This is a genomic window from Herbaspirillum sp. Her3, from assembly GCF_057961275.1.
The window spans coordinates 5135618-5161893 of sequence record NZ_CM176328.1; the positions used below are offsets into that span (position 1 = coordinate 5135618).

Annotated in this window: 17 protein-coding genes and 1 pseudogene; 8 read left to right on the forward strand and 10 right to left on the reverse strand. The window is 62.4% G+C overall.

Annotated elements, in window-relative coordinates:
- Positions 1-148: 148 nt before the first annotated feature.
- From ACVC5H_RS23365 to ACVC5H_RS23380, 4 genes are all read left to right on the forward strand, one after another.
- Positions 149-583: a hypothetical protein gene (locus ACVC5H_RS23365; protein WP_338717765.1), complete on the forward strand. Its 435-nt coding sequence runs from the start codon at positions 149-151 to the stop codon at positions 581-583.
- 185 nt (positions 584-768) lie between these two features.
- The gene (locus tag ACVC5H_RS23370; protein WP_489620099.1) at positions 769-1722 is read left to right on the forward strand and encodes a homoserine kinase; all 954 of its coding nucleotides are present in this window, start codon (positions 769-771) and stop codon (positions 1720-1722) included.
- Positions 1723-1733: 11 nt separating this feature from the next.
- Positions 1734-2537 carry a BPSS1780 family membrane protein gene (locus ACVC5H_RS23375; protein WP_489620100.1) on the forward strand — a complete coding sequence of 268 codons (804 nt, stop codon included), beginning with the start codon at positions 1734-1736 and terminating at the stop codon, positions 2535-2537.
- Positions 2538-2695: 158 nt separating this feature from the next.
- Positions 2696-4258: a methyl-accepting chemotaxis protein gene (locus tag ACVC5H_RS23380; RefSeq protein WP_489620101.1), complete on the forward strand. Its 1563-nt coding sequence runs from the start codon at positions 2696-2698 to the stop codon at positions 4256-4258.
- Positions 4259-4276: 18 nt separating this feature from the next.
- Here ACVC5H_RS23380 and xylB read toward each other — a convergent pair whose 3' ends face one another.
- From xylB to ACVC5H_RS23415, 7 genes and pseudogenes are all read right to left on the reverse strand, one after another.
- Complete coding sequence (gene xylB / locus ACVC5H_RS23385) at positions 4277-5749, reverse strand: xylulokinase (protein WP_489620102.1); 1473 nt, start codon at positions 5747-5749, stop codon at positions 4277-4279.
- Positions 5750-5811: 62 nt separating this feature from the next.
- Positions 5812-7245, reverse strand: a complete 1434-nt coding sequence (dalD, locus tag ACVC5H_RS23390) for a D-arabinitol 4-dehydrogenase (RefSeq protein WP_489620103.1) — start codon at positions 7243-7245, stop codon at positions 5812-5814.
- Positions 7246-7282: 37 nt separating this feature from the next.
- Positions 7283-8401, reverse strand: a complete 1119-nt coding sequence (locus ACVC5H_RS23395; protein WP_489620104.1) for an ABC transporter ATP-binding protein — start codon at positions 8399-8401, stop codon at positions 7283-7285.
- A 43-nt stretch (positions 8402-8444) separates the two neighbouring features.
- On the reverse strand, positions 8445-9170 hold the full coding sequence (locus ACVC5H_RS23400; RefSeq protein ID WP_489620105.1) for an HAD family hydrolase: 726 nt from the start codon (positions 9168-9170) through the stop codon (positions 8445-8447).
- Positions 9170-9952 (reverse strand): annotated as a pseudogene (locus ACVC5H_RS23405) (carbohydrate ABC transporter permease); the annotation flags it as partial. The gene ACVC5H_RS23400 and the pseudogene ACVC5H_RS23405, both read right to left, overlap by 1 nt.
- 29 nt (positions 9953-9981) lie before the next feature.
- Positions 9982-10956, reverse strand: a complete 975-nt coding sequence (locus ACVC5H_RS23410) for a carbohydrate ABC transporter permease (RefSeq protein ID WP_489620106.1) — start codon at positions 10954-10956, stop codon at positions 9982-9984.
- Between the two features lie 159 nt (positions 10957-11115).
- On the reverse strand, positions 11116-12471 hold the full coding sequence (locus ACVC5H_RS23415; protein WP_489620107.1) for an ABC transporter substrate-binding protein: 1356 nt from the start codon (positions 12469-12471) through the stop codon (positions 11116-11118).
- Positions 12472-12791: 320 nt separating this feature from the next.
- Between ACVC5H_RS23415 and ACVC5H_RS23420 the strand changes: the two genes are divergently transcribed.
- The 3 genes from ACVC5H_RS23420 (at position 12792) to ACVC5H_RS23430 (ending at position 16005) form a co-directional block, all read left to right on the forward strand.
- Positions 12792-13754 (forward strand): sugar-binding transcriptional regulator, encoded by a 963-nt coding sequence (locus ACVC5H_RS23420; RefSeq protein ID WP_489620108.1) that lies wholly within the window; start codon positions 12792-12794, stop codon positions 13752-13754.
- 50 nt (positions 13755-13804) lie between these two features.
- Complete coding sequence (locus tag ACVC5H_RS23425) at positions 13805-14710, forward strand: carbohydrate kinase family protein (protein WP_489620109.1); 906 nt, start codon at positions 13805-13807, stop codon at positions 14708-14710.
- A gap of 185 nt (positions 14711-14895) precedes the next feature.
- On the forward strand, positions 14896-16005 hold the full coding sequence (locus ACVC5H_RS23430) for a J domain-containing protein (protein WP_489620110.1): 1110 nt from the start codon (positions 14896-14898) through the stop codon (positions 16003-16005).
- 235 nt (positions 16006-16240) lie between these two features.
- Here ACVC5H_RS23430 and ACVC5H_RS23435 read toward each other — a convergent pair whose 3' ends face one another.
- Entirely contained in the window at positions 16241-16858 is a 618-nt protein-coding gene (locus tag ACVC5H_RS23435) for a hypothetical protein (protein ID WP_489620111.1), read from the reverse strand.
- Positions 16859-16909: 51 nt separating this feature from the next.
- Between ACVC5H_RS23435 and ACVC5H_RS23440 the strand changes: the two genes are divergently transcribed.
- Positions 16910-17197, forward strand: a complete 288-nt coding sequence (locus tag ACVC5H_RS23440) for a hypothetical protein (RefSeq protein ID WP_489620112.1) — start codon at positions 16910-16912, stop codon at positions 17195-17197.
- 25 nt (positions 17198-17222) lie between these two features.
- Here the strand turns inward: ACVC5H_RS23440 and ACVC5H_RS23445 are convergent, their stop codons facing one another.
- Both ACVC5H_RS23445 and ACVC5H_RS23450 read right to left on the reverse strand, forming a co-directional pair.
- Positions 17223-17576 carry an immunity 8 family protein gene (locus tag ACVC5H_RS23445; RefSeq protein ID WP_489620113.1) on the reverse strand — a complete coding sequence of 118 codons (354 nt, stop codon included), beginning with the start codon at positions 17574-17576 and terminating at the stop codon, positions 17223-17225.
- 1 nt (position 17577) lies between these two features.
- Positions 17578-26154, reverse strand: coding sequence for a two-partner secretion domain-containing protein (locus ACVC5H_RS23450; RefSeq protein ID WP_489620114.1), 8577 nt, complete (start codon positions 26152-26154; stop codon positions 17578-17580).
- Between the last annotated feature and the right edge of the window lie 122 nt (positions 26155-26276).

The following is a 26276-nucleotide window of genomic DNA, read 5'->3' on the forward strand; positions in this document are numbered from 1 at the left end:
GCCCGCGCCCGGCACGGGACGAAAGACCTCGCCCGCGCTCGCGTTTGCATGTTGCCTTATTGATCATTCCTATGAAGAAACGCGAGGGCCAGCCCTTGATGGTTTGCTACAATGAAGAAAACGACACTCCCTTTTTCTTCATACGATCATGAAACCATCCCAACTCCGGTTCAAAGAGTCCCTGGCAGCGCTGCTGCTGTGCGCATCGGCTGGCCTGGCCGCGCCCCTGGCCCTGGCGCAGACGCCTGCAGGCGTGACCGCCCAGCCCGCGCCGCCGCCGCCCGAGCTGGAGAAGCTGGAAGAGGGCGAGCCGCCCGCCGTGACCATCCGCAAGCCGGGCGAAGACAGCCGCACCCAGGGCAACAGCATCAAGGAACGTCGCGACCACGGCCAGACCAAGGAAATCGAAGTCAAGTCCGGTCCCAGCACCTATTACATCCGTCCCAACCCGCAACTGGGCGGCTCCACCCCGGGCGATGCACAAAGCCCGCCGCCGAGCTCGGCCCAATGGAAGGTCGGCGAATTCGACTGGGGCGTCAAGAAACCCCAGGATGGCAGCACCGACGACACCACCAAGAAGTGATCCAGTGATCTTGCCCGTCACCCCGCGGTGATGGGTACGCCATCCCGAACCGATGGCGCGCATGACCCGGCTGCCGAGGCGGCCGGTCCAGGAACAGGAAGGGCGGCGCATCTGCCGCCCGCCTCGCGCAGCTGCAGGACTTGCCTGCAGCGCGCCTCAGCCAGCACCCTCTTTTCATTTTCGTCATGGCAGTCTTTACACCGGTCAGTCTGGAACAACTCTCGGACTGGATTGCACAATTCCCGCTCGGCCGCGCGACCTCGATCAAGGGCATCTCCTCGGGCATCGAAAACAGCAACTTCTTCATCGGCACGGAACGCGGCGAATACGTGCTGACCTTGTTCGAAAAGCTGCATATCGAACAGTTGCCCTTCTATCTCGAACTGATGCGCCACCTGGCCCAGCGCGGCATTCCGGTGCCGGCGCCCGTGCCCAACGACCAGGGTGCCATCGTCAACCTGCTCAACGGCAAGCCGGCGGCCATCGTCAGCAAGCTCGAAGGCCAGTCCCAGCTCGATCCGCAACCGGTCCACTGCGCCGCCCTGGGCGACATGCTGGCGCGCATGCACCTGGCGGCCAAGGATTTCAAGATCCTGCAGCCCAACCTGCGCGGCCTGGCCTGGTGGCTGGAAACCACACCCGCCGTGCTGCCTTTCCTGCCGGCCGAACTGGGCGCGCTGCTGGCCAGCGAAGTGCAGTACCAGAAGGACTTCGCCGCCACCGCCGAGTACCGCGCCCTGGCGCGCGGGCCGGTGCATGCCGACCTGTTCCGCAACAATGCGATGTTCGTGGGCGAGCAGCTCTCGGGTATCTTCGACTTCTATTTCGCCGGCGTCGATACCTGGCTCTTCGACCTGGCCGTCACCGTCAATGACTGGTGCGTGGACTTGCCCACCGGCGTACTCGATACCGCCCGCAGCGACGCCATGCTGGCGGCTTATGCCGCCGTGCGTACGTTCTCGGACGCCGAGCGCATCGCCTGGCAACCCATGCTGCGCGCGGCCGCGCTGCGCTTCTGGCTCTCGCGCCTGTATGACTTCTACCTGCCGCGCGAAGCCGAGATGCTCACGCCGCATGATCCCACGCACTTCGAACGCATCCTGCGTCTGCGCATCCAGGATGCGCCCCCGGCGCTGTAACCACTGGAGCTATGGAAAAGATCCCCGCACACACCGGCTGGACCTGGGTCAAACAGGGCTTTGCCCTGTTCAGAAAGCAACCGGCCGAGATCTCCACGCTGTTTCTGGCCTACATGTTCCTGATGCTGGCCCTGGGCATCATCCCGGTGCTCGGCCAGATGCTGCCGCTGATCCTGATCCCGCTGTTCTCGATGTCCTTCATGCAGGCCTGCGCCCAGATCGAGCGGGGGGAACGGGTGTTCCCCAACCTGCTGCTGGTGGGTTTCCGCAGTCCGGCACGCAATACGCTCCTGAAACTGGGCCTGCTGTACCTGCTGGTGGCGACCCTGGTGGTAGCGGCCTCCGCGCTGGCCGATGGCGGCACCTTCTGGAAGGCCATGATGGGCGGCGGCCTGTCGACCGAGGAACTGGAAAGCGCCGCCGGCAGCATGCGCATCGCCATGCTGGTGGCCGCCGCCCTTTACGTGCCGGCGGCGATGGCGTTCTGGTATGCAGCGCCGTTGATCATGTGGCAGCAGATGTCGCTGGGGAAGGCCCTGTTCTACAGCTTCTTCACGGTGCGCCGCGCCGGTGGCGCCTTCCTGGTCTATGGATTCGCGTGGATCCTGATCGCCATCGTGGTGCCGACCGTCATCAGCCTGGCCATCACGCTGCTGACCGGGAGTTTCATGGCAGTGTTCTTCATTCTGCTGCCGATCTCGATAATATTGACGGTGATTATGTACTGTTCGTTCTATCCGACCTACACTAGCGTCTTCGGAAAGCCCCGCAGAGGGTCCGACAGCCCGCACAACGGAGACAATCCCATCGCCTGACGCCTGATTCCCGTCAGGCAGGACCTGCGCCAGGCTGTCGCTGCCTGGCGCGCCCGGCGCAAGGCGTTCGCCAGGAAGAGGCGAACGCTGCCCGTCCGCCCGCCGCCGCCAGCTGGACTTTCCTTCACCACACAGCTTCTCTGCGGAGGGAGTACCAGATGCGCATGAACATGCCGGTCACAGGACAGGAACGCCTGCTCATCGATGGCAAGGCCATCGTTTCCAAGACCGATCTCAAGGGCAACATCACCTACGTCAATCCCTACTTCATCGAGATCAGCGGTTTCGAGGAAAAGGAATTGCTGGGCGCCCCGCAAAACCTCATCCGCCATCCCGACATGCCGGCCGAAGCCTTCGCCGACATGTGGGCCACCATCAAGGATGGCCTGCCGTGGACCGGGCTGGTCAAGAACCGCAGCAAGAACGGCGACCATTACTGGGTACGCGCCAACGTCACCCCCATCCGCGAGAGCGGCCAGGTGGTCGGCTACATGTCGGTGCGGACCAAGCCCGAGCGCGCGGCAGTGGAGGCCGCCGACAAACTCTACGCGCGCATCCGGCGCGGCCAGGCCAAGGGCATCGCCCTGCATCGCGGCGAAGTGGTGCGCACCGGGCTGGCAGGCTGGCTGGGCAAGCTCGGGCGCATGCAGTTGAACACACGGCTGAACCTGTCCATGGGCGTGATGCTGGCCATCCAGATCGCCGTGGTGGCAGCCGGCATGGTGGCGCTGCATCAATGGTGGATCAGTGCGCTGGCGGCAGCCGCAGCGCTGCTGTCCATCGTCCAGTGGATCGCCCTGCGCGCGGCCCTCATCAAGCCGCTGCAGCAGGCGCTGGACATCACCCATGCCATCACCGGCGGTGACCTCTCGGTGCGCATCGAGACCGGCCGCCACGATGAGCTGGGACGCCTGCTGGCCTCACTGCGCCAGATGAACGTGAACCTGACGGCCATCATCGGCGACGTGCGTTCCAACGTCGAAACCATCAACCAGGCCACGCGTGAAATTGCCACCGGCAACACCGACCTGTCGCGCCGCACCGAACAGCAAGCCGCCAATCTGGAAGAAACGGCATCGAGCATGCACCAGCTCGCCTCCACCGTACGCCAGAATGCCGACCACGCCGGCCAGGCCAATACGCTGGCCGGTACCGCTTCCTCCATTGCCATGCGTGGCGGTGACGCCGTGGCCAGCACCGGCACGACGATGAACGAGATCAGCGAGTCGTCCAACAAGATTGTGGACATCATCAGTCTGATCGACAGCATCGCCTTCCAGACCAACATCTTGGCGCTCAACGCGGCAGTGGAAGCGGCGCGCGCCGGCGAGCAGGGACGGGGCTTTGCGGTGGTGGCGTCGGAAGTGCGCATGCTGGCACAGCGCTCGGCGGCAGCGGCCAAGGAGATCAAGCAGTTGATCGATGACTCGGTGGCCAAGGTGGAAGTGGGCAATCGCCAGGTCGAGCAGGCCAGCAGCACCATGCGCGACATCGTGGCCTCGGTGCAGCGGGTCTCGTCGATCATGAGCGAGATCAACGAGGCGACCCAGCAGCAGAGTGCCGGCATCAACCAGGTTCACGAAGCCATCACGCAGATGGATGCCAGTACCCAGCAGAATGCCTCGCTGGTGGAAGAAGCGGCAGCAGCGGCGACCAGCCTGGAAGAGCAGACCATGCGCCTATTGCAGGCGGTGTCGGTGTTCAAGTTCCAGCGCAAATAAACGCGCAGAGGAAGCCGCTCAACCGCCTTCCGCCTGCAATGGCGCAAACGGCGCGTAGATGGCCCGATAACGTTGCAAGCGCACCTGCAAGGCCGCATGCCGCGCCGCATCGGGCTGGTACTGCGCCTGCCGGGTCGGTTTGCGGCAGACCTCGGCTTCCGCGCCGCCATCGGCCAGCCAGGCCAGGCGCGCTGCACCCAGCGCGCCACCCGCCTCGCTGCCGACATGGGTGACGATGCGCACTTCCAGCGCGTCAGCCAGTAACTGCGCCCAATAGGGGCTGCGCGCGCCACCGCCGACCAGCGACAGTTCGGCCACGTCGGTGCCGGCCGCGCGCAAGGCATCCAGTCCATCCACCATGCCGAAGGCCACGCCTTCAAGCACCGCATAGCCCAGCGCGGCGCGCTGGTGTTCCGGCGTCAATCCATGGAAGACACCGGTGGCATAGGGATCATTGTGCGGCGTACGCTCGCCCGAGAGATAGGGCAGGAACAGCGGCGCATTGTCGCGCGCTTGCTCATCAAGTTGTTCGATCTCGGCCAGCAGGCTCTTCTCATCCACCGAACACAGGCGGCAGAACCAGCGCAGGCAACTGGCGGCCGAGAGCATCACGCTCATCTGGTGCCAGCGCTGCGGCAGGGTATGGCAGAAGGCATGGATGGCCCGCCCCGGATTGGGCCGGAAGCGGTCATTGACCACGAACAGCACACCCGACGTGCCCAGCGAGAGAAAGCCATCGCCCGGCTTGACCGCGCCGATACCCACCGCACTGGCCGCGCCGTCACCTGCACCACCGGCCACGATCACGTCGGCATCCAATCCCCAGGCTTGCGCCACCTCGGGCAACAAGGTGCCGGAGACCGCGCTGCCATCGGCCAGCGTCGGCATCTGGTCGCGCCGCATGCCGGACGCGGCCAGCAATTCATCGGACCAGTTGCGTCCCTCCACATCCAGCCACAGCGTGCCGGCCGCGTCCGAAGGATCGGAGACCTTGCGCCCGGTCATCATGAAGCGCAGCCAGTCCTTGGGCAGCAACACGGTGGCAATGCGCGCAAAGAGCTGCGGCTCATGGCGTGCCACCCACATCAGCTTGGGCGCGGTGAAACCGGGCATGGCCAGGTTGCCGGCGATGCCGTGCAGGCGTGGGGCGCGTCGTTCCAGCTCGGCGCATTCGGGGGCACTGCGCGAATCACTCCAGAGGATGGCAGGCCGCAGCACCTCATCGTGCTCATCCAGCAGCACCGCCCCATGCATCTGGCCCGACAGGCCGATGGCGCGGATGCTGCGCAAGCGCTCACTGCCGAGCTGCTCGCGCAGCTTGTCCACGGTCGCACAGGTGGCCTGCCACCAGTCGGCCGGCGCCTGCTCGGACCAGCGCGGATGCGGACGCGAGACGTTGAGCGTGCTGCCGGCCAACGCCACCAGCGCGCCCGCTTCATCGATCACCACCGCCTTGACCTCGGACGTACCGAGGTCGATCCCAAGATACATGGTGCTCCTCGTTATTCGTTATTGAACGGCAATTCTATGATGCCTCGGACACAAACGCAGCCTCAGCGCGCCTGCCCCAGCCACTGCTGTACGCGCCCATACGCTGCACGCACCAGCGCCACCAGCCGCGCATCGCCGGCCAGTGCGCCCCACAGCACGGCATCCTCGCAGAAGGCCTGCACCACGTCATCGGCGGCCAGCATGCGGCGCGCAGCGGCAGCATCGAAGATGCCATCCTGGTATTCGTAAGGCAGCTGGCCAGCGGCCCAGCGCTGCAGGAACACCAGGAACAGCGCCGGCAACATGGCCGTCGCCTGCGGATCGCGGCCGGCCGCGAGACTCTCCTGCAAGGTCGGACGGATGAAGCCGGGGATCTTGGAATAGCCATCGGCGGCCACGCGCTGGTTGGTATCCTGGATGGCCGGATTGGAGAAGCGTGCCAGCGTCGTATCGCGATAGGCCGCCAGGTCGATGGGGCTGGGCGTGAGGCAGGGGATCACGTCCTGCGTCACGTAGTCGTGCGCCATCTGGCGGATATCGTCGCGCAGCGTGCCTTCGTGGATGTATTGCAGCCCGGCCAGCGTACCGGCCCAGGCGATGCAGCTGTGGCTGGCGTTGAGGATGCGGATCTTGGCTTCTTCATAGGGCAGCACCGATTGCACCATCTCCACGCCGGCGGCTTCCAGGCGCGGGCGACCTGCCTTGAAGTCGTCTTCGATCACCCATTGGATGAAGGACTCGCCCATCAGGGCGCAGGGATCGTCGACACCTGTCTTTTCTTTCACACGGGCCGCAACCGCCGGTGTGGGGCGGGGTGTGATGCGGTCCACCATGGCGTTGGGGCTGCTGGTGTACGCCTCCATCCAGGCCACCAGTGCGCTCTCGCCACGCAGCGTCAGGAACTGGCGCAGGCCGTCGCGGAAACGCTCGCCGTTGTGGCGCAGGTTGTCGCAGTTCAAGAGCGTGAGCGCCGCTTGCGGATGGGCCTGGCTGCGTGCGCGCAGGATGGCGGCGATGGCACCGTAGATGGTGCGCGGCGTGCCGCTGCCATCGAGGGGGCAGCGCAAGTCATCGGCCAGGTCGGTGTTGCCGGTGTCGAGCTGGTAGTGGTGATCGAGGTAGTAGCCGCCTTCGGTCACGGTGAAGGAGATGATGCGGGTGCGTTCTTCTGCACCCGCGGCAATCAGTTGCGTGAGCTGCGCATCCCACGGCAGGATGCGGCCGATGGCGGCGATGCGCTGGTAGCTGCGCTCGCCCTGGGGGGTGACGGTTTCCAGCGTGTACTGGCCCTGCTGGCGTGCCAGCGCCTCCAGCAGCGGGCTCATGTCGGCGCGGATGTTGGCCAGCGCGAGTTGCCAGCGGCGGTCGGCGCCGCTCTCGCGCAGCGCGTTCAGGTAGACCGCCTGGTGGGCGCGGTGGAAAGAGCCGGCGCCGATGTGCAGCCAGGTCAGGCTGTCGGCGGCGTCCTGGTCGAGGGAGGTGGCGGTGCGGGTCATGCCTGGTCCTTGTCGATGAAGTGAAGATGCGGAGGGATCAATGCTGGCGCTGTGCCGCCACGCTCGATGCCAGGCGCGGCAAGGCCTGGCCGTCGGCACCGAACAGATGGCAGCGCGCCGGATCGGCGGCCAGCGGCAGGACGCTGCCGTGCGGCGGGTCCAGGCTGTCGGGCACGCGCAGGATCAGCGCCTCCTCGCTGCCTTCATAGGCGGCATACAGGTAGGAGAAATCCCCCAGCAGTTCCAGCGCCGTGCAGCGCGCCTGCAGTGCGGCCTGGCCCTGCGCGATGTTGAGATGTTCGGGACGCACGCCCAGCGTGACCTTCTGGCCGACTTGCAGCGCACTGCCATCAACGGCAGCCCATTGAAGACCGCCACCGGGCAGTTGCACCTGCACGCCATCAGCCTGTATTGCCGCCACGGTGCCATCGATGAAGTTCATCTTGGGCGAACCGATGAAGCCGGCCACGAAACGATTGGCCGGATGGTGATAGAGCTGCTGGGGCGAACCGACCTGTTCGATGCGGCCCTCGGAGAGCACCACGATCTTGTCGGCCAGGGTCATGGCTTCGATCTGGTCGTGGGTGACGTAGATCATGGTGGTCTTGAGGTCATCATGGAGCTTGGCGAATTCCAGGCGCATCTTCACGCGCAGCGCCGCATCCAGGTTCGACAGCGGTTCGTCGAAGAGGAACACGCTGGGCTGGCGCGTGATGGCGCGGCCGATGGCCACGCGCTGGCGCTGGCCGCCAGAGAGAGCGCGCGGCTTGCGGTCGAGCAGGTGATCGATGTGCAGGATCTTCGCGGCATGCTGGACGGCGGCATCGATCTCGGCCTTGGACTTGCCGGCGATCTTCAGTCCGAAAGCCATATTGTCGTACAGGCTCATGTGCGGATACAGCGCATAGGACTGGAACACCATGGCCACGCCGCGCTTGGAAGCGGGTACCTCGTTCATGCGGCGCGCGCCGATGTCGAGATCGCCATCGCTGATCTCTTCCAACCCCGCGATCATGCGCAGCAAGGTCGACTTGCCGCAGCCCGAGGGGCCGACGAAGACGACGAATTCGCCATCCTCGATTTCCAGATTGATGTCGCGCATGACTTCGTTGTCGTCATAACGCTTGGCCAGGTTCCTGATGCTCACGGCTGCCATGGGATTCTCCTCGGTTCTCTTGTAGGGGGGACTGCGCGCGGTCTCAGCGCAGCCAGATCAATTCACTCACCAGTTGCGGAAACTGCTGCATGTCCTCGAAGACGCGATGCGCGCCAGCATCCTTGAGCTTGCGCGCCATCGCCTTGCGGTCGTGCGCCACGCCCGTGAAGCCCAGCACGTGCATGCCCGCAGCTACCGCCGCGCGCACGCCGGTCACGCTGTCATCCACCGCCACGCAGCGTGCCGGATCGACACCAAAACCGGCGGCGGCAGCGAGATACACATCCGGTGCCGGCTTGGGATGGGCCACATCATGGCCGCTGTAGATACGGCCGGCGAATTGCGGATACAGGCCGCAACGGCGCAGACCCGCTTCGATGCGCGGCACGTCACTGTTGCTGGCCACCGCACGCGGCAGGCGGATCGCCTGCAAGGCTTCGGCGATGCCCGGCACCGGCTGCGCTTGCTCCCCGCAGGCCAGTGCCACAGTCTGGTGGATGCGCTCGGCCTGGGCCGCGTCCAGCCCCAGTTCGAATTCCATATCGACTTCGCCCAGCAGGATGTCGGTGTACATGCCCAGACGATGCGCGATGGCAGTGTGCAGGGCCTGGCTGCGCTGCGCCTCCTGCTCTTCATCGTCGGCTCCGCTCCAGGCCGGCAGCAGCGGCAACAATTCACGATGCAGCACGCGCAGGGCGATGCTCTCGCTGTCGAGCAGCACGCCGTCGCAGTCGCAGACCAGATGGGTGATCGCTTGCCGCGCCGTCATCACTTCACCGCCCCGAAGGTCAGGCCGCGCACCAGCTGCTTCTGCGCCAGCCAGCCCAGCGCCATGATGGGTGCAATCGCCAGCAGCGATGCGGCCGACAGCTTGGCCCAGAACAAGCCTTCCGGATTGGAGTACGAAGCGATGAAGACCGTCAGCGGCGCTGCATTCACGCTGGTCAGGTTGAGGCTCCAGAAGGCCTCGTTCCACGACAGGATGATCAGCAGCAAGGCGGTGGAAGCCAGGCCTGGCATGGCCGTGGGCAGCAGCAGATAAATCATTTCCTGCCAGGCATTGGCGCCATCGATGCGGGCCGCCTCGAGGATTTCCTTGGGCACGTCATTGAAATAGGTGAAGGCCATCCACACCGCGATGGGCAGGTTGATGAGCGTATAGATGATGGTCAACCCCGTTACCGTATCGAGCATGCCGCTGTTCTTGGCCAGCAGATAGATGGGGATCAGTACGCCCACGGCCGGCATCATCTTGGTGGAGAGCATCCACAGCAGCAGCTTTTGCGTGCGGCCGGTCGGGAAGAAGGCCATCGAGTACGCAGCCGGCACCGCCAACAGCAATGAGAGCAGCGTCGATCCCAGCGAGACGATCAGCGAATTCTGCACATAGCCCAGGTAATGGCTGCGGCTGAAGACTTCGCGGAAGGTATCCAGCGTCGGCAGGAAGATCAGCGAAGGGGTATAGGCCTGGGATTCGGTCTTGAAGGCCGTCACCCCCACCCAGAAGATGGGGAAGAACAGCACGATGGCGCAAGCCCAGCCCAGCAGGCCCACCCACAGGGGGCTTTTCTTTGGATCGCTCATTTTTCGTTGACTCCCTTGAGGTTCCTGGCCAGCATGCGCACCAGGAAGAACGAGACGATGTTGGCCAGCACCACCGCAAAGATGCCGCCCGCCGACGCGATGCCGATATCGAACTGCTGCAGGCCAATCGAATAGACCAGAAAGGTCAGGTTGGTCGTCGCCGTGCCGGGGCCACCTGCCGTGGTCGTGAAGATTTCAGCGAAGACCGATAGCAGGAAGATGGTCTCGATCATGATCACCACCGTGATGGCGCGCTTCAAGTGCGGCAGCACGATGTAGAAGAAGATGCGCACCGGTCCTGCGCCATCGAGCTGCGCGGCTTCCTTCTGGTCGGTATCCAGCGATTGCAATGCGGTCAGCAGGATCAGGAAGGCAAACGGAATCCACTGCCAGGCGACAATGATGATGACCGACAGCATTGGATACTCGGCCAGCCAGTCGATGGGCTCCAGTCCCAGGTGGCGCATCACGTAGGCGAGGATGCCGTAGACCGGATGCATGATCATGTTCTTCCAGATCAGCGCGGCCACGGTCGGCATCACGAAGAAGGGGCCGATGACCAGCAGGCGCGCAATGCCGCGTCCGCGGAAAGGCTGGTCGAACAGCACCGCCAGCAGGGTGCCGCCGATCACGCTGATGGCCAGTACCGAACCGATCAGGAGCGCCGTGTTGCCGATGGACGGCCAGAAGGCCGGATCCTGCAGCAGGAAGACATAGTTTTCCAGACCGACGAAACCGGTCTGGTCAGGTGCCATCAGGTTGTAGCGATTGACCGAAAAATAGATGGTCATCGCCAGCGGAACGATCATCCAGGCCAGCAGGATCAGCACCGAAGGTGTCTGCATCAGGCGGACGGGATTGAAGCGCTCCTTGCGCGGCGCACTGTTGCGCTGCGTTCGTGCAGCGGGCTGGGAGGAACTCTGCATCATCGGTGAGGTGGACGACACCTGGGTGGAGTGGAGCGTGGACATGGCGGCCTCGGCATATCTGTCCGGCCACCGCGCACAGGCTGCGGGTGGCCGGGAGGACGGCGCGGGTGCGTATCGGCCTGCATTCATGCAGGCATGCCGACCACACCGCGCACGGGACATGCATCGCAATGCATGCCAGCGGAACGACAGCGACAGCGCTTACTTGATGTAACGCCCCTGGCGCATCATCCGCACGGCCTGGGCCTGGGCGGCATCCAGGGCCGCATCCGAGCTGGTCTTGCCGGCCAGCGCACCGGCGATGGCCTGGCCGGTCACGGTGCCGATGGACTGGAACTCGGGGATGGTGGCGAACTGCACGCCGGTATAGGGCACGGGCTTCAGGGTCGGCTTGTTGGCATCGGCAGTCTGGATGGCATCGAGCACGAAGTCAGAGAAGGGCGAGACCTTCTTGTACTCGGCCGAGGCATAGGTCGAATTGCGCGTGCCCGGCGGCACCAGCGCCCAGCCGGCATCCTTGGCGACCAGGTTGATGTATTCCTTGGAAGTGGCCCAGGCGGCAAACTTCCTGGCCGCATCCTGCGACTTGGACGACTTGGGCACGGCCAGCGACCAGATCCACAACCAGTGCGAACCCTTGTCGGTCACCTGCTGCGGCGCGGGCGCGAAGGCGGTCTTGTCGGCCACCTTGGAATCCTTGCCGTGATAGAGCATGCCGGCCGCCACCGTCGCATCGACCCACATGCCGCACTTGCCACTGGAGAACAGCACCAGGTTTTCATTGAAGCCGTTGGAGCTGGCGCCCGGCGGACCATACTTGCGCATCAGGTCGACATAGAAGGCCACCGATTTCTTCCACTCCGGCGAAGACAGCTGCGGCTGCCACTGCTCATCAAACCAGCGGCCACCCCAGGCGTTGGCCATGGTGGTGATGATGGCCATGTTCTCGCCCCAGCCGGCACGGCCGCGCAGGCAGATGCCATAGACGCCCTTGGCCGGATCATGCAGTTGCGCAGCCAGCTTGGCGATCTCGTCCCAGGTCGGGCGCTGCGGCATGGTCAGCTTCTTCTGCTCGAACAGGTCCTTGCGGTAGTAGGTCATCGAGCTTTCGGCATAGAACGGCAGCGCATAGAGCTTGCCATCGACCGTCAGACCCTCGCGCACCGGCTTGATCAGGTCGGCTTCATCGTAATCCGCCGGCAGGCCGCTCATCGGCGCCAGCCAGCCCTTCTTGGCCCAGATCGGCGCTTCATATGCACCGATGGTCATCAGGTCGAACTGGCCGCTGTTGGTGGCGATGTCGGTGGTCAGGCGCTGGCGCAGCACGCTTTCTTCCATGGTGACCCAGCGCAGCTTGATGTCGGGATTGGCCTTCTCGAACGCCGGTGCCAGCTTCTGCAGTTCGATCATGTCGGGATTGTTGATGGAAGCGATGTTCAGCGTCACCGGCTCGGCTTGCGCCAGGGTGGCGGCAAACAGCGACGAGACGGCCGCAGCGGCCAGGGTGAAGCGAACACGGGTGAAGCCGGACGCACGGGTGCGCACGAGTTTGGACATGCTGGTCTCCGAATGTTATGTGCCCTCCTGCACGTTCTTCCTGGGTGGCAGCGGCCGGTGAGGCCCGTGCACACATGCAGGGGAAGGCGGTTTTCGTGAACGACGTTTGAGCAAATATTATTTTTATGGGCAAATATTCATCGATTCTCGAATTTGTGTCAAGCATTTGCTTTTTTATTGAGCAATTGCCCAACCTTGGCAATAATGAAGCGGTCAACAAGCCGTAAAATGGCGACCCATCGGGGAATTCACCGCAATCAACATCAAGGACAGCACAAGCCCGCGCCCGCAGTGCGGCCGGGCCGGCTGGCGAGGAGAACATGTCTAGCAGCGCATCCAAACTGGACCTGGCGGCGCGTGCCGCGTGGATGTACTACGTGGCCGGCAACACCCAGAACGAAATCGCCGAGCGGCTCGGCATCTCGCGCCAGATGGCGCAGCGCATGGTGGCCTATGCGGCCGATGCCAACCTGGTCAAGGTGCAGATCACGCATCCGGTCTCGTCCTGCCTGGAACTGGCGCAGGGCCTGCAGGAGCGTTACGGGCTGGAAGTCTGCCGGGTGGTGCCGGGCGCGGGCGGTGCGGACAATCCCAACGAATCGCAGGAAGTGCAGCAGATGCTGGCCGTGGCCGGCGCCGAGGTGATGGAGCAATACCTCAGTTCGGAAGCACCGCTGGTGGTCAACGTCGGCTCGGGCCGCACGCTCAAGGCGGCCATCGAGCGGCTCTCGGAACTGGAACGCCCGCAACACCAGATCGTCTCGATGATCGGCGCCTTCGCTTCCGACGGCTCGGCCAACCGCTATGACGTGGCCCTGCAAGCGGCCGAAAAACTGGGCGCGCGCTTCTACCTGCTGCCCGCCCCGCGCGTGGCCGAGAGCGAGAGCGACCGCCAGCAATGGTGCAACCATCGCGCCTACAAGATCGTGACCGGCCTGGCCGAACGGGCCGATGTGACCTTCCTGGGCATCGGCACCATCGCCTTGCAGGGAGCCATGCACGAAGACGGTTTCATCGACGATGAGGAAGTGGCCGACCTGCAGCGCCAGGGCGCCGTGGGCGAGATGATCTGCCACGCCTTCGACGTCGATGGTGCCATGCTGCCCTCCTCGCTGGCCGCGCGCGTGACCACGCCGCCGCTGACGCAGGCACCGCAGAGGCCGGTGATTGCGCTCTCGGGCGGCAGCAAGAAAGCCGAGGCCGTGCGCGCGGCCTTGCGCGGCGGCTGGCTGACCGGCCTGGTGACCGATGAAACCTGCGCACGCCATGCCTTGCAAGACTGAACCGACAATCCATTTCTTACCCACACAACGACAAGCCCACGGAGACCAGCATGACCCAGAGCGCCGCATTCGTCGTCTTCGGCGAAGCCCTGACCGATTTCATCCGCCAGCCTGACGGCCAGTGGCACGCCATTCCTGGTGGTGCCTGCTGGAACGTCGCGCGCGCCGCCGCCCGCCTGGGCGTGCCCACCGGTTATGCCGGCAGCGTCAGCACCGACGTCTTCGGCGCAGAACTGTACGCCCTCACCGAAGCGGCCGGGCTGGACATGCGCTTCACCCAGCAGCACGCCAAGGCGCCGCTGCTGGCCATGGTGACCTCAACCACGCCGCCCGATTACTTCTTCATCGGCGACGACAGCGCCGACCTGCATTTCGACCCGCAGCGCCTGCCGCCCGGATGGATGGACGAGGCCCGCGTACTGCACTTCGGCTGCATCAGCCTGGCCCGCGAACCGCTGGCCTCGCGCCTGTTGCAGATCGCCCGGGAGGCGGCGCTGCGCAACAAGAAGATCGCCTTCGATCCCAACTGGCGCAAGCTCATGGACAGTCCGTCCTATCGCATCCTGTTGCAGCAGTTGCTGTCGCTGTCGCATTACGTGAAGGTGTCTGATGAAGACCTGGAGCGCCTCTTCCCCGGCGACGGCAATGCCCTGGCCACCCTGCAATCCCTGGCCCCGCAGGCCGAGATCCTGTACACGCTGGGTGCCAGGGGAATGCAATGGATCAAGGGCGAGCAAGTGATCGACCAGCCCGCCTATCGCGTCGAGGTCGTCGATACCGTCGGTTGCGGCGATGCCTCCATGGGCGGCTGGATCGCCAGCCAGTTGCGCCAGCTGGAAGCGCCGGCCCAGGTTCACCTGCAATGTGCGGCGGCTGGCGCGGCCATTGCGGCTTCCAAGGCCGGTGCCTATGCCGCCACCTGGGAGGAAGTGCAAGCCATGATCCAACGCGGATGACCAAAATTTTACAAAAAACTTCACCCCGGCCGGGAGGCCTGCCCTCCCGGCCGCATCTGGCCTAGGCCCCTGCCAGTTCCTTCACAAATGCCTGCTCAGTGCGCAAGGCGCCAGCCCCAACGTGCGCCTTCGGCTGGTCCCGGACCCGGTTAAAATTCTGGTTTCCGAGTCAGTCCCCTCCCCCCATGAAGAAGCCACATCTGCGCGCCATCAGCATCAGCGACACCGAACAGGACGCGCCCCTCTCGCAAGCACAGAAGAAGTTCAATGACCTGATCAAGCAGATCGGCAAGCGGCGTGCTGGTCTGCAGGAATGGGAGAGTGCCATGGCCGAGTTCCAGAAGAAATACATCGATCAATTCCTGCCGCTGGACCGAGAGTTACAAGAGCTCAACGGCAAGCTGGTCCGACGCCTCCATGAAGCATGGTCGCAAAAAGGCGTGACCAAGGGTGAGCGCGCCATGCTCTCGGAAATGATCGCCGACATAGCGCATAGCCTGTTGGGAAAGCATGACGATCCTGAACTCAAGCTCATCTACAACCAGCACAGTGCATCCGACTATGATCTTGAAGCTGAAGCGGAACTGAACGAGGTCAAGCAGGTGATCGAAGAGATGCTGGACATTGATCTCGGTGACGATCTTGGCAGTGGGACGCCGGAAGAGATCATGCAGAAAATGGAGGCCATGCTCGAAGAGAGGGAGCGGGAGCAGATGGCGGCCGAGCAAGCGCGCGAAGAGCGCCGCGCGAGCCGCAAGAAATCGCCGCGCCAGCGCGCGGCCGAAGTCAAGCGCGAGACTGAACGCACCGAACTGAGCCAATCCATCCGTGCGGTCTACCGCAAGCTGGCCAGCGCCTTGCATCCCGACCGCGAACCCGACGCCGCCGAGCGTGACCGCAAGACCCAGCTGATGCAGCAGGTCAACCAGGCCTATGAAAAGAATGACCTGTTGAGATTGCTTGAGCTCCAGCTGGAACTGGAACATATCGACCAGGGTGCATTGAACGGCATCAGTGCCGAGCGCTTGAAGCATTACAACCAGATTCTCAAGGAACAGCTGGTCGAGCTGGATCAGGAGCTATTCCACGTCGAGCAGCATTTCAAGCAGAGCTATGGCATGCCACCCTATGCGCGCGTGTCACCCAAGGGCATCGTGCGCGATCTGAACAAGGAGATGACCTGGATGCGGGAAGACGGCAAGGCGTTGCGGTCGGCGTTGGCGTCGTTTGAGGATGTGCAGCAGATCAAGGCTTGGTTGAAGCAGGGGAAGCGGCGGGGGATGGGGGAGTTTTGAGGTGATTGTTGTGGGGGGCTGGGGAAATTGCTGCCGGTGATGATGGCGGATGCTAGCTGCCCCTGCCGTGGCACTACCTTCCGCGCCGCTTTAGCTCAAAGATTTTTTTAGGTGTGCTTTCAGCCTTCCAGCGATCTGGGAGTATGCTTCCTCTAATAAACCCATCTTTATCTTACGCTCAATGGCTAAATATTCTCGATGGTTGCGTCACGCCTTCAACCGTTGAAACTTAACGTTAGCTATCATCTTCGCGTTCCACATATCCAGACGAAGATATCACCGCCAATGCAGTAATTATCTGATCTGGAAATTCTGTTAAGTCACCATATCCAGTGACCTCAACACCGCCATATTGGGGGTCGGTGTAGAACCATTCCTCCACCTGATCATAATGTAGGCGAGAATAAGACAACAAACTCCCAACTAAGTCGCCCAACCCAATATCTCCAGGCATTTTGCCACGATAAATATTCTGGGGTCTTTCTCCATCTCTAAGTTTTTCAAAATGCCATATCTTAACTGCATGCACTTTTTTTTCCCGGATAACAATTCCCAATGCTCTTGGATTAGCTCCAGCATGATCAGGACTATCGAAGAAAAAATGCCAATTGGTCAGATCCCGTTGATTAACACTAAATAGGTAAGTTTCCGTCCCGTCCACATTAGTAATTTTTTTCAAATTTAGGACTGGAGATTCAGAAAATTGGTATAAATTATTTCCGCGCTCCAAAAGATAAATTTGCAACAACTCATTAAGATCATCAACATCTAATCCGAGAGGAATTCCGGCTATGGAATGGGAAGAAATGATTGGTGCATTCCAGGAAATCGAGAGATCATCTTTTTTTTTCATTTTTTAGGAAACCATGTGTTTGTCTTTACGTCAAAGAGCACTTCCTGACCGATGGCCGGTGATCTGCTGCACCTGGCGCTGGACCAGTTGCTGTTCGTAGAAAACACCCCCAGTTGCCGCACGCTAGCCGTGGCGCCCAGCTGGTTCAGCATGAACCCCGATGACAGCCAGTCGCGCGTGCCCAAAAACTGCGGATCGGCCTGCACCAGGAAGCGCTGCGTCGGGCCATTTCCCGGTCTACCGCTCGTACATTTCTATGCCAGCCTGATACGCGTCATCATGCTCGCCTACTTGAAACGCAAAGGCTATATAGTCGTCCAAAACTCTGGATTCACTTAAAAAAATCCTCCAGAATTTTTTCTTGCTACGACTGATAATCTTCGAATTCCCAAGAAGCAACGCGACTAACTTTTTTTGCCAGAGAGTGCCAATCACCACCGACACAGGATACTAAATATTTTTCAATTTCATTTTTTATAGCACTAAGATCATATTCAAAAACAATAAGCATATGCCTTCCCCAAACCGCGCTCTTATTGCCATATTCAGATTTGATCCAATCAGGTGTGCAAATTAGCAACTGGAATATTTCCGACCCGTCCTCTTCGTCAGGACCAATTAGTATTGATGCCCAAAAACCAAAATTTCTTTCATCTTCCGGCCAGTAATTTCGTAAATCGATATCTGACGAAAAAAATTCTTTTAGCTTAGCTTTCATATCAATCTTTCTTAATATTTAAATGGCCATTGTTTTGCCAAGCACCTTTTGCTATATCTCTAGACTCAAAGTTTGCTTGGATCCCTGTTGTCGCATATGGGCTATTCGGTTTTCTTGAAGGTGGTCTGTATTGTCTTAGTCCATCTGAACTAACTAGCGTGCGCCCATCGCTTGCCAACGTAGCGCCTTCACCCACCCATGCCTGCCCCAGACGATTTGCCTGTTCTTCTGTAGCAACACCTAGTCCGAAATTACCTTTGGTTCGTGTTGCCTGTCTCAATATGTTTATTTCTTGAGCTGTAGCCTCGGCAATTTTGGCGGCTTTAAGCGCGTCCTCCAATGCCGTTCCAACCTTACCAATAGTTCCCGCCGGCGTAGGGCTCATCGTCGCCAGCACATCCCCCATTATCTTGCCCAGCGCGACAGCATCGCCTTTTTCATATGCCTGTGCCATGGCTTCGCGGCGTACTGCTCCCGCACCGTCGAGAGCTTGCGCGATTAGGTCCGGGTTATCAATCAATTTTCCCAGTGTGGCATAGGCCTCCACCACGCCAGCTTCGATTTTCTCACGCGAGGCCTGATCGCCTTGGGCTGCGATGAGTAGCGTGCCGATGCTCTTGGCCAGTTTGGCAGCGACCTCCGCGACACCTTGTACTACACCGCTCGCATGAGCTAGGTTAGACATAGTGCCATCCGCTTGGGTCAACGTATGCTGCTTGTCTGCCCAGCCTTCAAGATCGGCTCTGGCATTGCCGTACCGAATTATATCGGCAGCAGCTTGCCGCACATCTTGGCGCACAGCGTTGCAAGCGGAACTGGTGTTACCGTTACAGGCATCTAGTGCAATATCGCGTTCCTTATCCAAGGCTTCCAGACGCCGAACTTCGCCACAAGCAGGGCTGCTACCGCTTCCGGTAGGACAGGCTTTGCGCGCCTTGGAAAGTGCTTCAATTTCCTCGTGCTTAAGATAATTATTTACAACCTCGTTGTAAGCCGCCGCCCCACCCGCAGCCCCACCAACAGCCGCACCCACCAAGGTACTCGACAATCCCGTCAACGCCTTCGCCAACTCAGGATCAACACCCGCCTCCTTCAAGGCTGATGCTACGTTTGGCGCCGTCAAGGTTCCCGCTGCTGCTCCAGCCGCCCCGGCAACACCTCCCGTCATCCCACCCACAATGGTGTGTGCCAGAACCCGCATCGTCCCATCCGGTCCCCAGTTGCTTTCAAGTGCGCTGGCCTGATCATTGAGTTCCTTTGCGACGGCTGGATCGGTTGCTGCGTTTGCCTGCGTACGCAAGGCAGCCGCCTTCTTCGTCTGCTCTTCCGCATAGTCCCCAATCAACTTGGAAGCCTGCTGCCCAAACGCCTGTGTAATCTTGGCCTGCGCCTCCACATCCTCACGCAGCTGATTACCATCCCAATTCTTCGCCAAGCTATTGCTGCTGTCCTTGCCAGTGCGCACAGACGTATCCAACGAGGCAACAGCCTGATCCGGACTCTGGCCGGTCTTCGCCTGCTGCGTCTGTGCATCGGTGATCTTCACAGCACCACCAGAAACACCACTACGCGTCACGCTCGTCTCGCTACCCGAGGCATTCCCGATACCGATGCCGCCACCCGGCGTGCCTTGTGAGGTGCCAGCACTCACACTCTGACTCTCCGCCGAGTATTGGCTCCGATTCTGGATATCACTGCTGGTCAGCGTTCCCGTGGTCAGGCTGTTCTTGCCCTGCTCCACCGCCTGATCGGTACTGGCAATCTGGGCACCCTTCAGGTCTGTGTTGCCCTTGATGTTGATCTGGAATCCGCCATTACCCGCAGTAATCCCAGATTGCTGCCCCACACTCGCATAGTCCGCATCCACCCGACTACGGCTGGCACTGACACTGGCGCCCGAGCCATACCCGATGGTGGCACTCCCCCCGATACTCTGATCCCGGCTCTTGAAGCTGCTGGTGTCCTGCACACTGGCAATGTTCAGATCACGCCCCACATTGGCCACCACCTGCTCACCTGCCACGGTGGCGCCCACCAGATTCGTATCGCGTCCCGAATCGATATTGACCTTCCCACCCGCACGCACTTGGCTCATGACGTTGGACACGTCCTTGCCATCGCTATTGCCGCGACTACCCGCAGCATTGGCCGTAAAACCAAACTGAGTCTTGGTCCCAAACTGCGCAGTAAAACCGACGCCCCACGAAGACGATGACCGGTCACTATGCTGTTCGTCCGTATTTTGCGCGGCAATCAGACTGATATCGTTGTCCGCCTTCAGCGCCAGATTACCCTTGGCATTGATATCGCTGCCCGCAATGGTGATGTTGCTATTGGCCCCGTCGCCTGTGGCGCGGATGCTCATGTTGCCACCCGAAGCAACGGTAGAGCCGCGTTGCGTCACCGTATTCTGTTCACTACGGCTACCGTTCTGGCTACTGCCCGCCATGACGCTGATGCCGATGTTGCCACTGCCATCGGCAGACGCTTTTTGCGCAGCTCCCAACGCGCTATACACCGACATGCCCGCCGTCGCCGCCGCCAATGCCTGCGCCCGGCCACTCTTGGTCTTGCTCGCGGCGTCGGCCATCTGGTCTACCGACTGCATCGCCGAGATCACCGGGCTGGTCACGGATAGGGTCACTCCGCTTTGCTTGAACTTGTCTTCGGTGACGGTTCGGCTTGCTTGTTCTGCCGCCTTGATCTCTACCGACTTGGCCGCAATATCGACATCCCCCTTCGGCGCCATCACATCGCTACCAACCTGTGTATAGCGATTCCCCGCCACGATACTGACGTTGCCTTCGACGCTACCCACCGTCGACGCAGCCGCCGTCTTGCTCTGTCCATCCACGTCCTGGCTCTGCATGCGGCTACCCACCGTCACCCCAAAGCCCGCCCCCATCACCCCGCTCTTGGTCTCCTGACGGAAGTTGCGCTGCGTGCTGGTATCGGTCGCGGCCGCGATGTTCACGTTGTTGCCCGCGACCACCGCCGTACCTTGGGTAGACACCACATCGCTGCCCGTCACGTTCACATCATTGCCCGCCTGCACCGCCACGGTATTGCCCGAGAAGGTGCTACCCACCTGCCGGCTGTAGCTGCTGGAATCATCGGTCTTGACCGAGGTGGCCGTGAGCAAACCGCCCGAACTGTGCTGGTGTTCATCCCGCGCGCTGCCCGATTCGTTGGCCGTCTCGATGCGCACATCCCGGCCCGCCGCTGCACTGAGTTGCCCCTCGGCCACGACCTGTGCGCCCTTGCTCACCACGTCCTGGCCCGCGCGGATGCTGATGTTGTTGCCGCTGACTTGCGTGCTCACGTCCTTGCTGCCGGTGAGCGTGGCGCGGTTTACGCCGCTCTCGCTGATGCCGTGGGCGCCGTTGGACTGGTCGACCAGATTCGGTCCAGTGAACGTTCCGACCCAGTTCGAGGCACCGCTGTCGTTGGCCCAGCTGATCTGCTGCCGGAAGTTCTCGTTGACCGTACCCAAGGTTACGTTGCGGCCTGCGGCCAGGCTGACGTCGCCCGTGCCTGCAACCACGGCCGCATTGGCTGTTACGTCACGGCCTGCGGCCATCGTGATGTTCTTGCCGCTGACACTGGCGACCTGGTTGATGTTGGTGCCGCTGGTGACGGCATTGGCGGTGTTGACGCTGGTGCTGTTGACGTTGATGTCGCGTCCGGCCGCCAGCGTGACGCTGCTGCTACCGTCGATGGCGCCGCCCAGGTTGTTGACGTCCTGAGCAGCCGCCACCGTCACCGCACTGCCACTGATACGCCCACCCAGGTTCTGCACATTATTGCCCGCCAGCGACACACTCTGTCGCCCAGCAATCGTGCCACCGCTGTTGACAATATCCTGCGCCGTCTGGAAGGCCACGTCATTGCCCGCGATCAGCGTGCCCTGGCCGGTTACTTCCACATTCGAGGCGTGGATGTAGACCTGCGGCACCAGCACTTCCTGCGTACTGCCATCGGCCAGCGTCACGTTCTGCTTGACCAGCCAGACGATATCGGTCTTCAGTTCCGCAATCTGCGCATCGGTCAGCGCCACGCCCACGGTGTAGTGATTGGCTTGCGCCACCTGCACACCCGCGTTCATCAAGGCCTGGTATTGCGCTTCATTGCTGCTGTATCCGGCCAGATACCGCTGGCCGGTGATCTGCTGCACCTGGCGCTGGACCAGTTGCTGTTCGTAGAAACCATCACCCAGTTGCCGCACGCTGGCCGTGGCGCCCAGTTGGTTCAGCATGAAGTCCGATGACAGCCAGTTGCGCGTGCCCACAAACTGCGGATCGGTCTGCACCAGATAGCGCTGCGCCGGGCCCGCGTTGATGCGGTAGAGCGCATTGTTGGGCAGCGTCAGGTCCAGATTGGCGATGCGGATACTGGCCGCACCCGCCGTGGCACCCGATGCACCGGATACCGACGAAGCCACAGCACGCACTGAATTCTGCCGATTCGGTCCGGCATCGCTGGTCGGGGTGATGTCCAGCTGGAAGTTGGTGACGATGTCCTGCGACTGATAATCCGCCCCGTCATAGCGGCGATCATCGGCGCTGAAGGTGTGGCTCTTGATGTAGGTGTAGCTGGCCGAGCCCGTCGAGACCACGCGCTGGCGGCCCAGCGGGCCGGTGTTGTTGATGGCCGTGCCGTTGACGCTATCGCCGGCCAGCGTGCCGCCCGCAATGACCTGGCTGGCGTAATTGTTGACGCTGCCGGCCACCAGGTTCATGTTGCCGCCCGAGGTGATCATGCCCGGATCGCTCTTGGTGACGACCGTGCGGGTGATCTGCTCGGTGCCGTCGTAGATGGTCCATTCGCGGTAGGAGCGGCTATTGACGTTGTTGTTGAAGGCGGTGATCTTGTCGTTGAGCTGTAAGAGCGCCGCGATGTAGGCATCTTGCTGGGGCTTCCAGACGTCATAGGCCGCTTTCCATTTCGCGTAGACGGCCGGATCGACCGGCACCGTGACGCAAGATTCGTAACAGGCCTCACTAGGGCGAGGCTCCGCGCCAGGACCGGGGCCAGGATCGACTGCCGGTGGCGTCACACCCATGACCGACCAGATGCGGTCACCCACCTTATAGTTGATGACCTCAGGGTAGGAGACAGGGTCGGAGTCACCACCGCCTCCCGAGCTGGAGGCCGGGGTATAGGCTATCGCCACGGCATTGTCACCACGGTCCCCACGCGAATAATCAAACGGCGGTCCATAGCGCTCAGCCGGATAGGCGGCCGATGGCAGCAGCAGGCGATAGTTGTCCTCATCGCCCATGGCGCGCCAGTTGGCGGCATCGAGGATTTCTCCGGAACCCCGGTTGTAGAGCCAGGCCGACTTGGAATCCAGCAACTGCGACGACCCGTTGAGCCGGAAGTTGACGATGCGATTGCCCGGCCCCGTCTGATCCGTCGTCTCCAGATGCGCATTGGTGTTGTTGATGGCCCCCGCCGCCATGGTGAGATTGCCATCCGCATTGATGGTCGCGCTGCTGTTGTTGACCTCGCGCGCACTGCCGGTGGCGCGCTTGCTGGCATCGAGCGCCCCGCCAATGGCCATGTCTCCCGCCGAGTAGATCAGCGCGTGCTCGCTGTTGTTGATGACGCCCGCGCCAATATCGAGCCGGTTGCGTGCCGCAATGACCGGCGCGCTGGTGACACCATCCACCGTCTCGGCCTGGTTGTTCAACACGTCCGCACCGATGGCGATGTTGTCGCCATAGATGCGGCCGGTGCCGATGTTGTTGACGGTGCTGCTCTCGATGACGGTGTTGACGCCATCGATCAGGCCACGGTTGATGAAGGTGTGGATGTCGGTGGCCTTGAGCCTCACCGTATTGCCCACCAGTGAGCCGCTGGCCTGGTTGTCGATGGTGGCGGCCGTCAGCATGAGCGTGCCGCCCGCACCGACCGCGCCGGCATTGGTAAAGGTGCCGGCCGTGCGCAGGTCGATGTCGCCACTGGCCCCTATCTGGCCGGTATGAAGAATCGATGCTACCAGGTCCAGGCGCAGGTCTTTCTGGCTCAAGAGCTTGCCGCTGCCGGTGAAGGAATAGGCTAAAACGCTGGCCTGCTGTCCGGCGATGATAGTGCCGTTGCTGTTGTCCACGGCCAGCGTGCGGTTGGCGGGGTTGGCGTCAGTCAGGCTGGCGCTGTGGGTGGCGGAGATGAGGCCAGCGGTGTTGTCGATGCGAGCGCTGGCGGTGAGCGCAATGGCGTCGCCCCGCAGCGCACCCTGGCGGTTGCTGATGTCGGCCGCCGCGATGTTGACGGTGGCGCCTTCCATGCCCTGGTCCTGGCCTTGGGTGCTGTCGTTGCGCACGGACGCGGCCTGCACGTTGACGGTGCCATCCGAACGCATCAGGCCGCCGCTGTTGTCCACGCTGCCGCTGCCGGCCTGGATGTCCATGCCCTGCTTCGCCTGCATCACACCGCCGCGATTGCTGGTGCCATTGCTGTCCACCGCCAGGCTGCCATTGGCGCCGATCACGCCGGCATCGTTGTCGAGGCTGGCGGTCTTGAGGCTGATGTCGCCGTTGGACGAGACATTGCCGCGATTGACCAGCGTGCCTGCAGCAACGCTCAGCGGCCCTTGCGCGACGATGCCGCGCGTGCTGCCGGAATGAGTGTTACGCACGGTGCTGCTGCCGGCGTCGATGCTCAGTGCATCGCCCGCTTGCAGCAGGCCGCCGTCATTGCCGAGCTCGCCGCTGCGAATGTCCAGCTTGCCTTGCGCAACGATGTTGCCGCCACCGTTATCGAGGGTGCCGCTGGCCACGTGCAGGTCACCCTGCGCACTGATCTGGCCCTGGCGGTTGTCGAGCGCCTGCTGTTGGCTGTCGATGCGCAGCTCATTGCCGCTGAGGCTGCCATTGTGGTTGTCGATGCCGGCGGCCTTCAGGGTGAGCGATTGCGCCGCGCTGACCTGGCCCTGGTTGCTGACCGTCCCGCTGGCCGCCACGCTGACGGCATCGCGGCTGGACGCCAGCGTGCCCCGGTTGGAGAGGTTCGCGGCCTGCACCTCCACACTGCCATTGGCGCCTACCGTGCCGCTGTTGGTCACGCCCTGTGCGGCGTCGATGCGCAGGCGGTCACCGGCATTGAGGCCGCCGCTGTTGTCCAGGCTGCCCACCTTGAGGCCGACGGACTGCGCGGCTTCGATGCGGCCGCTGTTGTTCGTGCCGGCGCTGGTGGCGACGTTCAATGCGCCTTGGCTCGCTCGCAAGGTGCCGCTGTTGTCCAGGGTGGCGGCGTTGATGCTGGCCTCGCCCGTGGCCTGCAGCGTGCCGCTGTTGCGGATGCCATTGGCAGCCTGCACCGCCAGGGTGGTGCTGCTGCCGATGTTGTTGCGGTTGTCGAGGCTGCCCGCAGCGATCTGTACACCACCCTCGCCACCGATGCTGCCGTTGTTCTGCACCGCCCCGCTGGCTTGCACGGCCAGTGTGCCGGCGCTGGCGATGCTGCCGCTGTTGTCCACGGTGCTGGTGTTGAGCGTGGCGGCGCTGTTGCTGCCCAGCTCGCCGGTATTGCTGACGCCGCCCGTGGTCTGCACCGCCAGCAGGCCATTGGCCGTGATGCTGCCGCTGTTCTCCAGGCGGCCATCGGCGGTCACCACGGCCTGCCCCACCGAGGCGCCGATGCTGCCGGCATTGCGCACGCCCACACCGTGCTCGGTGGAGGTCAGGTAGATGTGCCCGGCATACATGCCGCCCAGTTGCGCCACGTCGATGGCCACGGCCGGTGCAGCGTCGGTAGGGGCCACGCCGGGGACCACGCTGGCGTGATCCGCACTCACCGTGTTCAGGCCCGCACTGACCTTCAGTTCCGGCGCCCAGAGGCCGGCATTGACCTGCACCGCACGCGCGATGATCTCGGCGTAGTCGGTGCGGCTGGCATCCATGCCATTGCCCTCGATGCTGACCGCTCCGCTGGCCACGCGATAGCTCTCCAGATTGCCGTTGACGAGTTGCGGCACGCCCGTGGTAAGCGTGGCGCGACTGGCATTGATGAAGCCGCAGCCCGAGCAGGTGATGCCGGCCGGATTGGCCACCACCACCTGCGCCCGCGCCCCGGCCACTTCGAGGTAGCCGCGCAGGTAGCTGGGGTTGGCCGAATTGACCTGGTTGACGATCACCCTGGCCGCCCCCGTGGCCAGCCAGGGATTGCCGGCCACGTAGCCACCGAGCTGGGTGGCCGTGGTGCCCTGGGCATTGTTGAGGATGGCGCCGTTGGCACCGACGTCGAATTGCCGGTAGCGGTTGAGCGATACGCCGGCTGCACTGGGCGTCTGGATGTTGATCACCGGTACGCCATTGGGCGTGACCAGCACGGTGGGCTGCTGGGTGCGCGGGGCGTTGCGGTCGCCCAGGATCTGCGCATGCGCCACCGTGTTCATGACCAGGGCCAGCGCCACGGACAGCAGCGAAAAGCGCAGGGCCGACGGTAACAGGTCCGGCATCCCTGCAGCACCGGCCGAGGACCGGCCAGGGTGCTGGATGCTGGAGGCGATTTCTGCAACGGCCATCAGGTGGCCGCGATGCCGGTTGAAAACCAGCTTGTAACGCTGACGGTTCATGAACACCCCGGGTTTTGTTGTCGTTATGACCGGCCGTCGATTCGTTGTTTGTCGTTGCCGGTTGGCAAGATTTTGCTTGCCAGGTGCAGGATGTTAATTTAGGTTAACGAGGAAGGGTGATT

Excerpts from the sequence above, each read along its gene's own strand:
- ACVC5H_RS23410 (WP_489620106.1), bottom strand. The coding sequence starts at position 10,956 with ATGTCCACGCTCCACTCCACCCAGGTGTCGTCCACCTCACCGATGATG.
- ACVC5H_RS23445 (WP_489620113.1), bottom strand. The coding sequence starts at position 17,576 with ATGAAAGCTAAGCTAAAAGAATTTTTTTCGTCAGATATCGATTTACGA.
- ACVC5H_RS23430 (WP_489620110.1), top strand. The coding sequence starts at position 14,896 with ATGAAGAAGCCACATCTGCGCGCCATCAGCATCAGCGACACCGAACAG.
- ACVC5H_RS23365 (WP_338717765.1), top strand. The coding sequence starts at position 149 with ATGAAACCATCCCAACTCCGGTTCAAAGAGTCCCTGGCAGCGCTGCTG.
- ACVC5H_RS23370 (WP_489620099.1), top strand. The coding sequence starts at position 769 with ATGGCAGTCTTTACACCGGTCAGTCTGGAACAACTCTCGGACTGGATT.
- ACVC5H_RS23425 (WP_489620109.1), top strand. The coding sequence starts at position 13,805 with ATGACCCAGAGCGCCGCATTCGTCGTCTTCGGCGAAGCCCTGACCGAT.
- ACVC5H_RS23440 (WP_489620112.1), top strand. The coding sequence starts at position 16,910 with ATGGCCGGTGATCTGCTGCACCTGGCGCTGGACCAGTTGCTGTTCGTA.
- ACVC5H_RS23380 (WP_489620101.1), top strand. The coding sequence starts at position 2,696 with ATGCGCATGAACATGCCGGTCACAGGACAGGAACGCCTGCTCATCGAT.
- dalD (WP_489620103.1), bottom strand. The coding sequence starts at position 7,245 with ATGACCCGCACCGCCACCTCCCTCGACCAGGACGCCGCCGACAGCCTG.
- ACVC5H_RS23450 (WP_489620114.1), bottom strand. The coding sequence starts at position 26,154 with ATGAACCGTCAGCGTTACAAGCTGGTTTTCAACCGGCATCGCGGCCAC.
- ACVC5H_RS23435 (WP_489620111.1), bottom strand. The coding sequence starts at position 16,858 with ATGAAAAAAAAAGATGATCTCTCGATTTCCTGGAATGCACCAATCATT.
- ACVC5H_RS23415 (WP_489620107.1), bottom strand. The coding sequence starts at position 12,471 with ATGTCCAAACTCGTGCGCACCCGTGCGTCCGGCTTCACCCGTGTTCGC.
- ACVC5H_RS23395 (WP_489620104.1), bottom strand. The coding sequence starts at position 8,401 with ATGGCAGCCGTGAGCATCAGGAACCTGGCCAAGCGTTATGACGACAAC.
- xylB (WP_489620102.1), bottom strand. The coding sequence starts at position 5,749 with ATGTATCTTGGGATCGACCTCGGTACGTCCGAGGTCAAGGCGGTGGTG.
- ACVC5H_RS23375 (WP_489620100.1), top strand. The coding sequence starts at position 1,734 with ATGGAAAAGATCCCCGCACACACCGGCTGGACCTGGGTCAAACAGGGC.
- ACVC5H_RS23400 (WP_489620105.1), bottom strand. The coding sequence starts at position 9,170 with ATGACGGCGCGGCAAGCGATCACCCATCTGGTCTGCGACTGCGACGGC.
- ACVC5H_RS23420 (WP_489620108.1), top strand. The coding sequence starts at position 12,792 with ATGTCTAGCAGCGCATCCAAACTGGACCTGGCGGCGCGTGCCGCGTGG.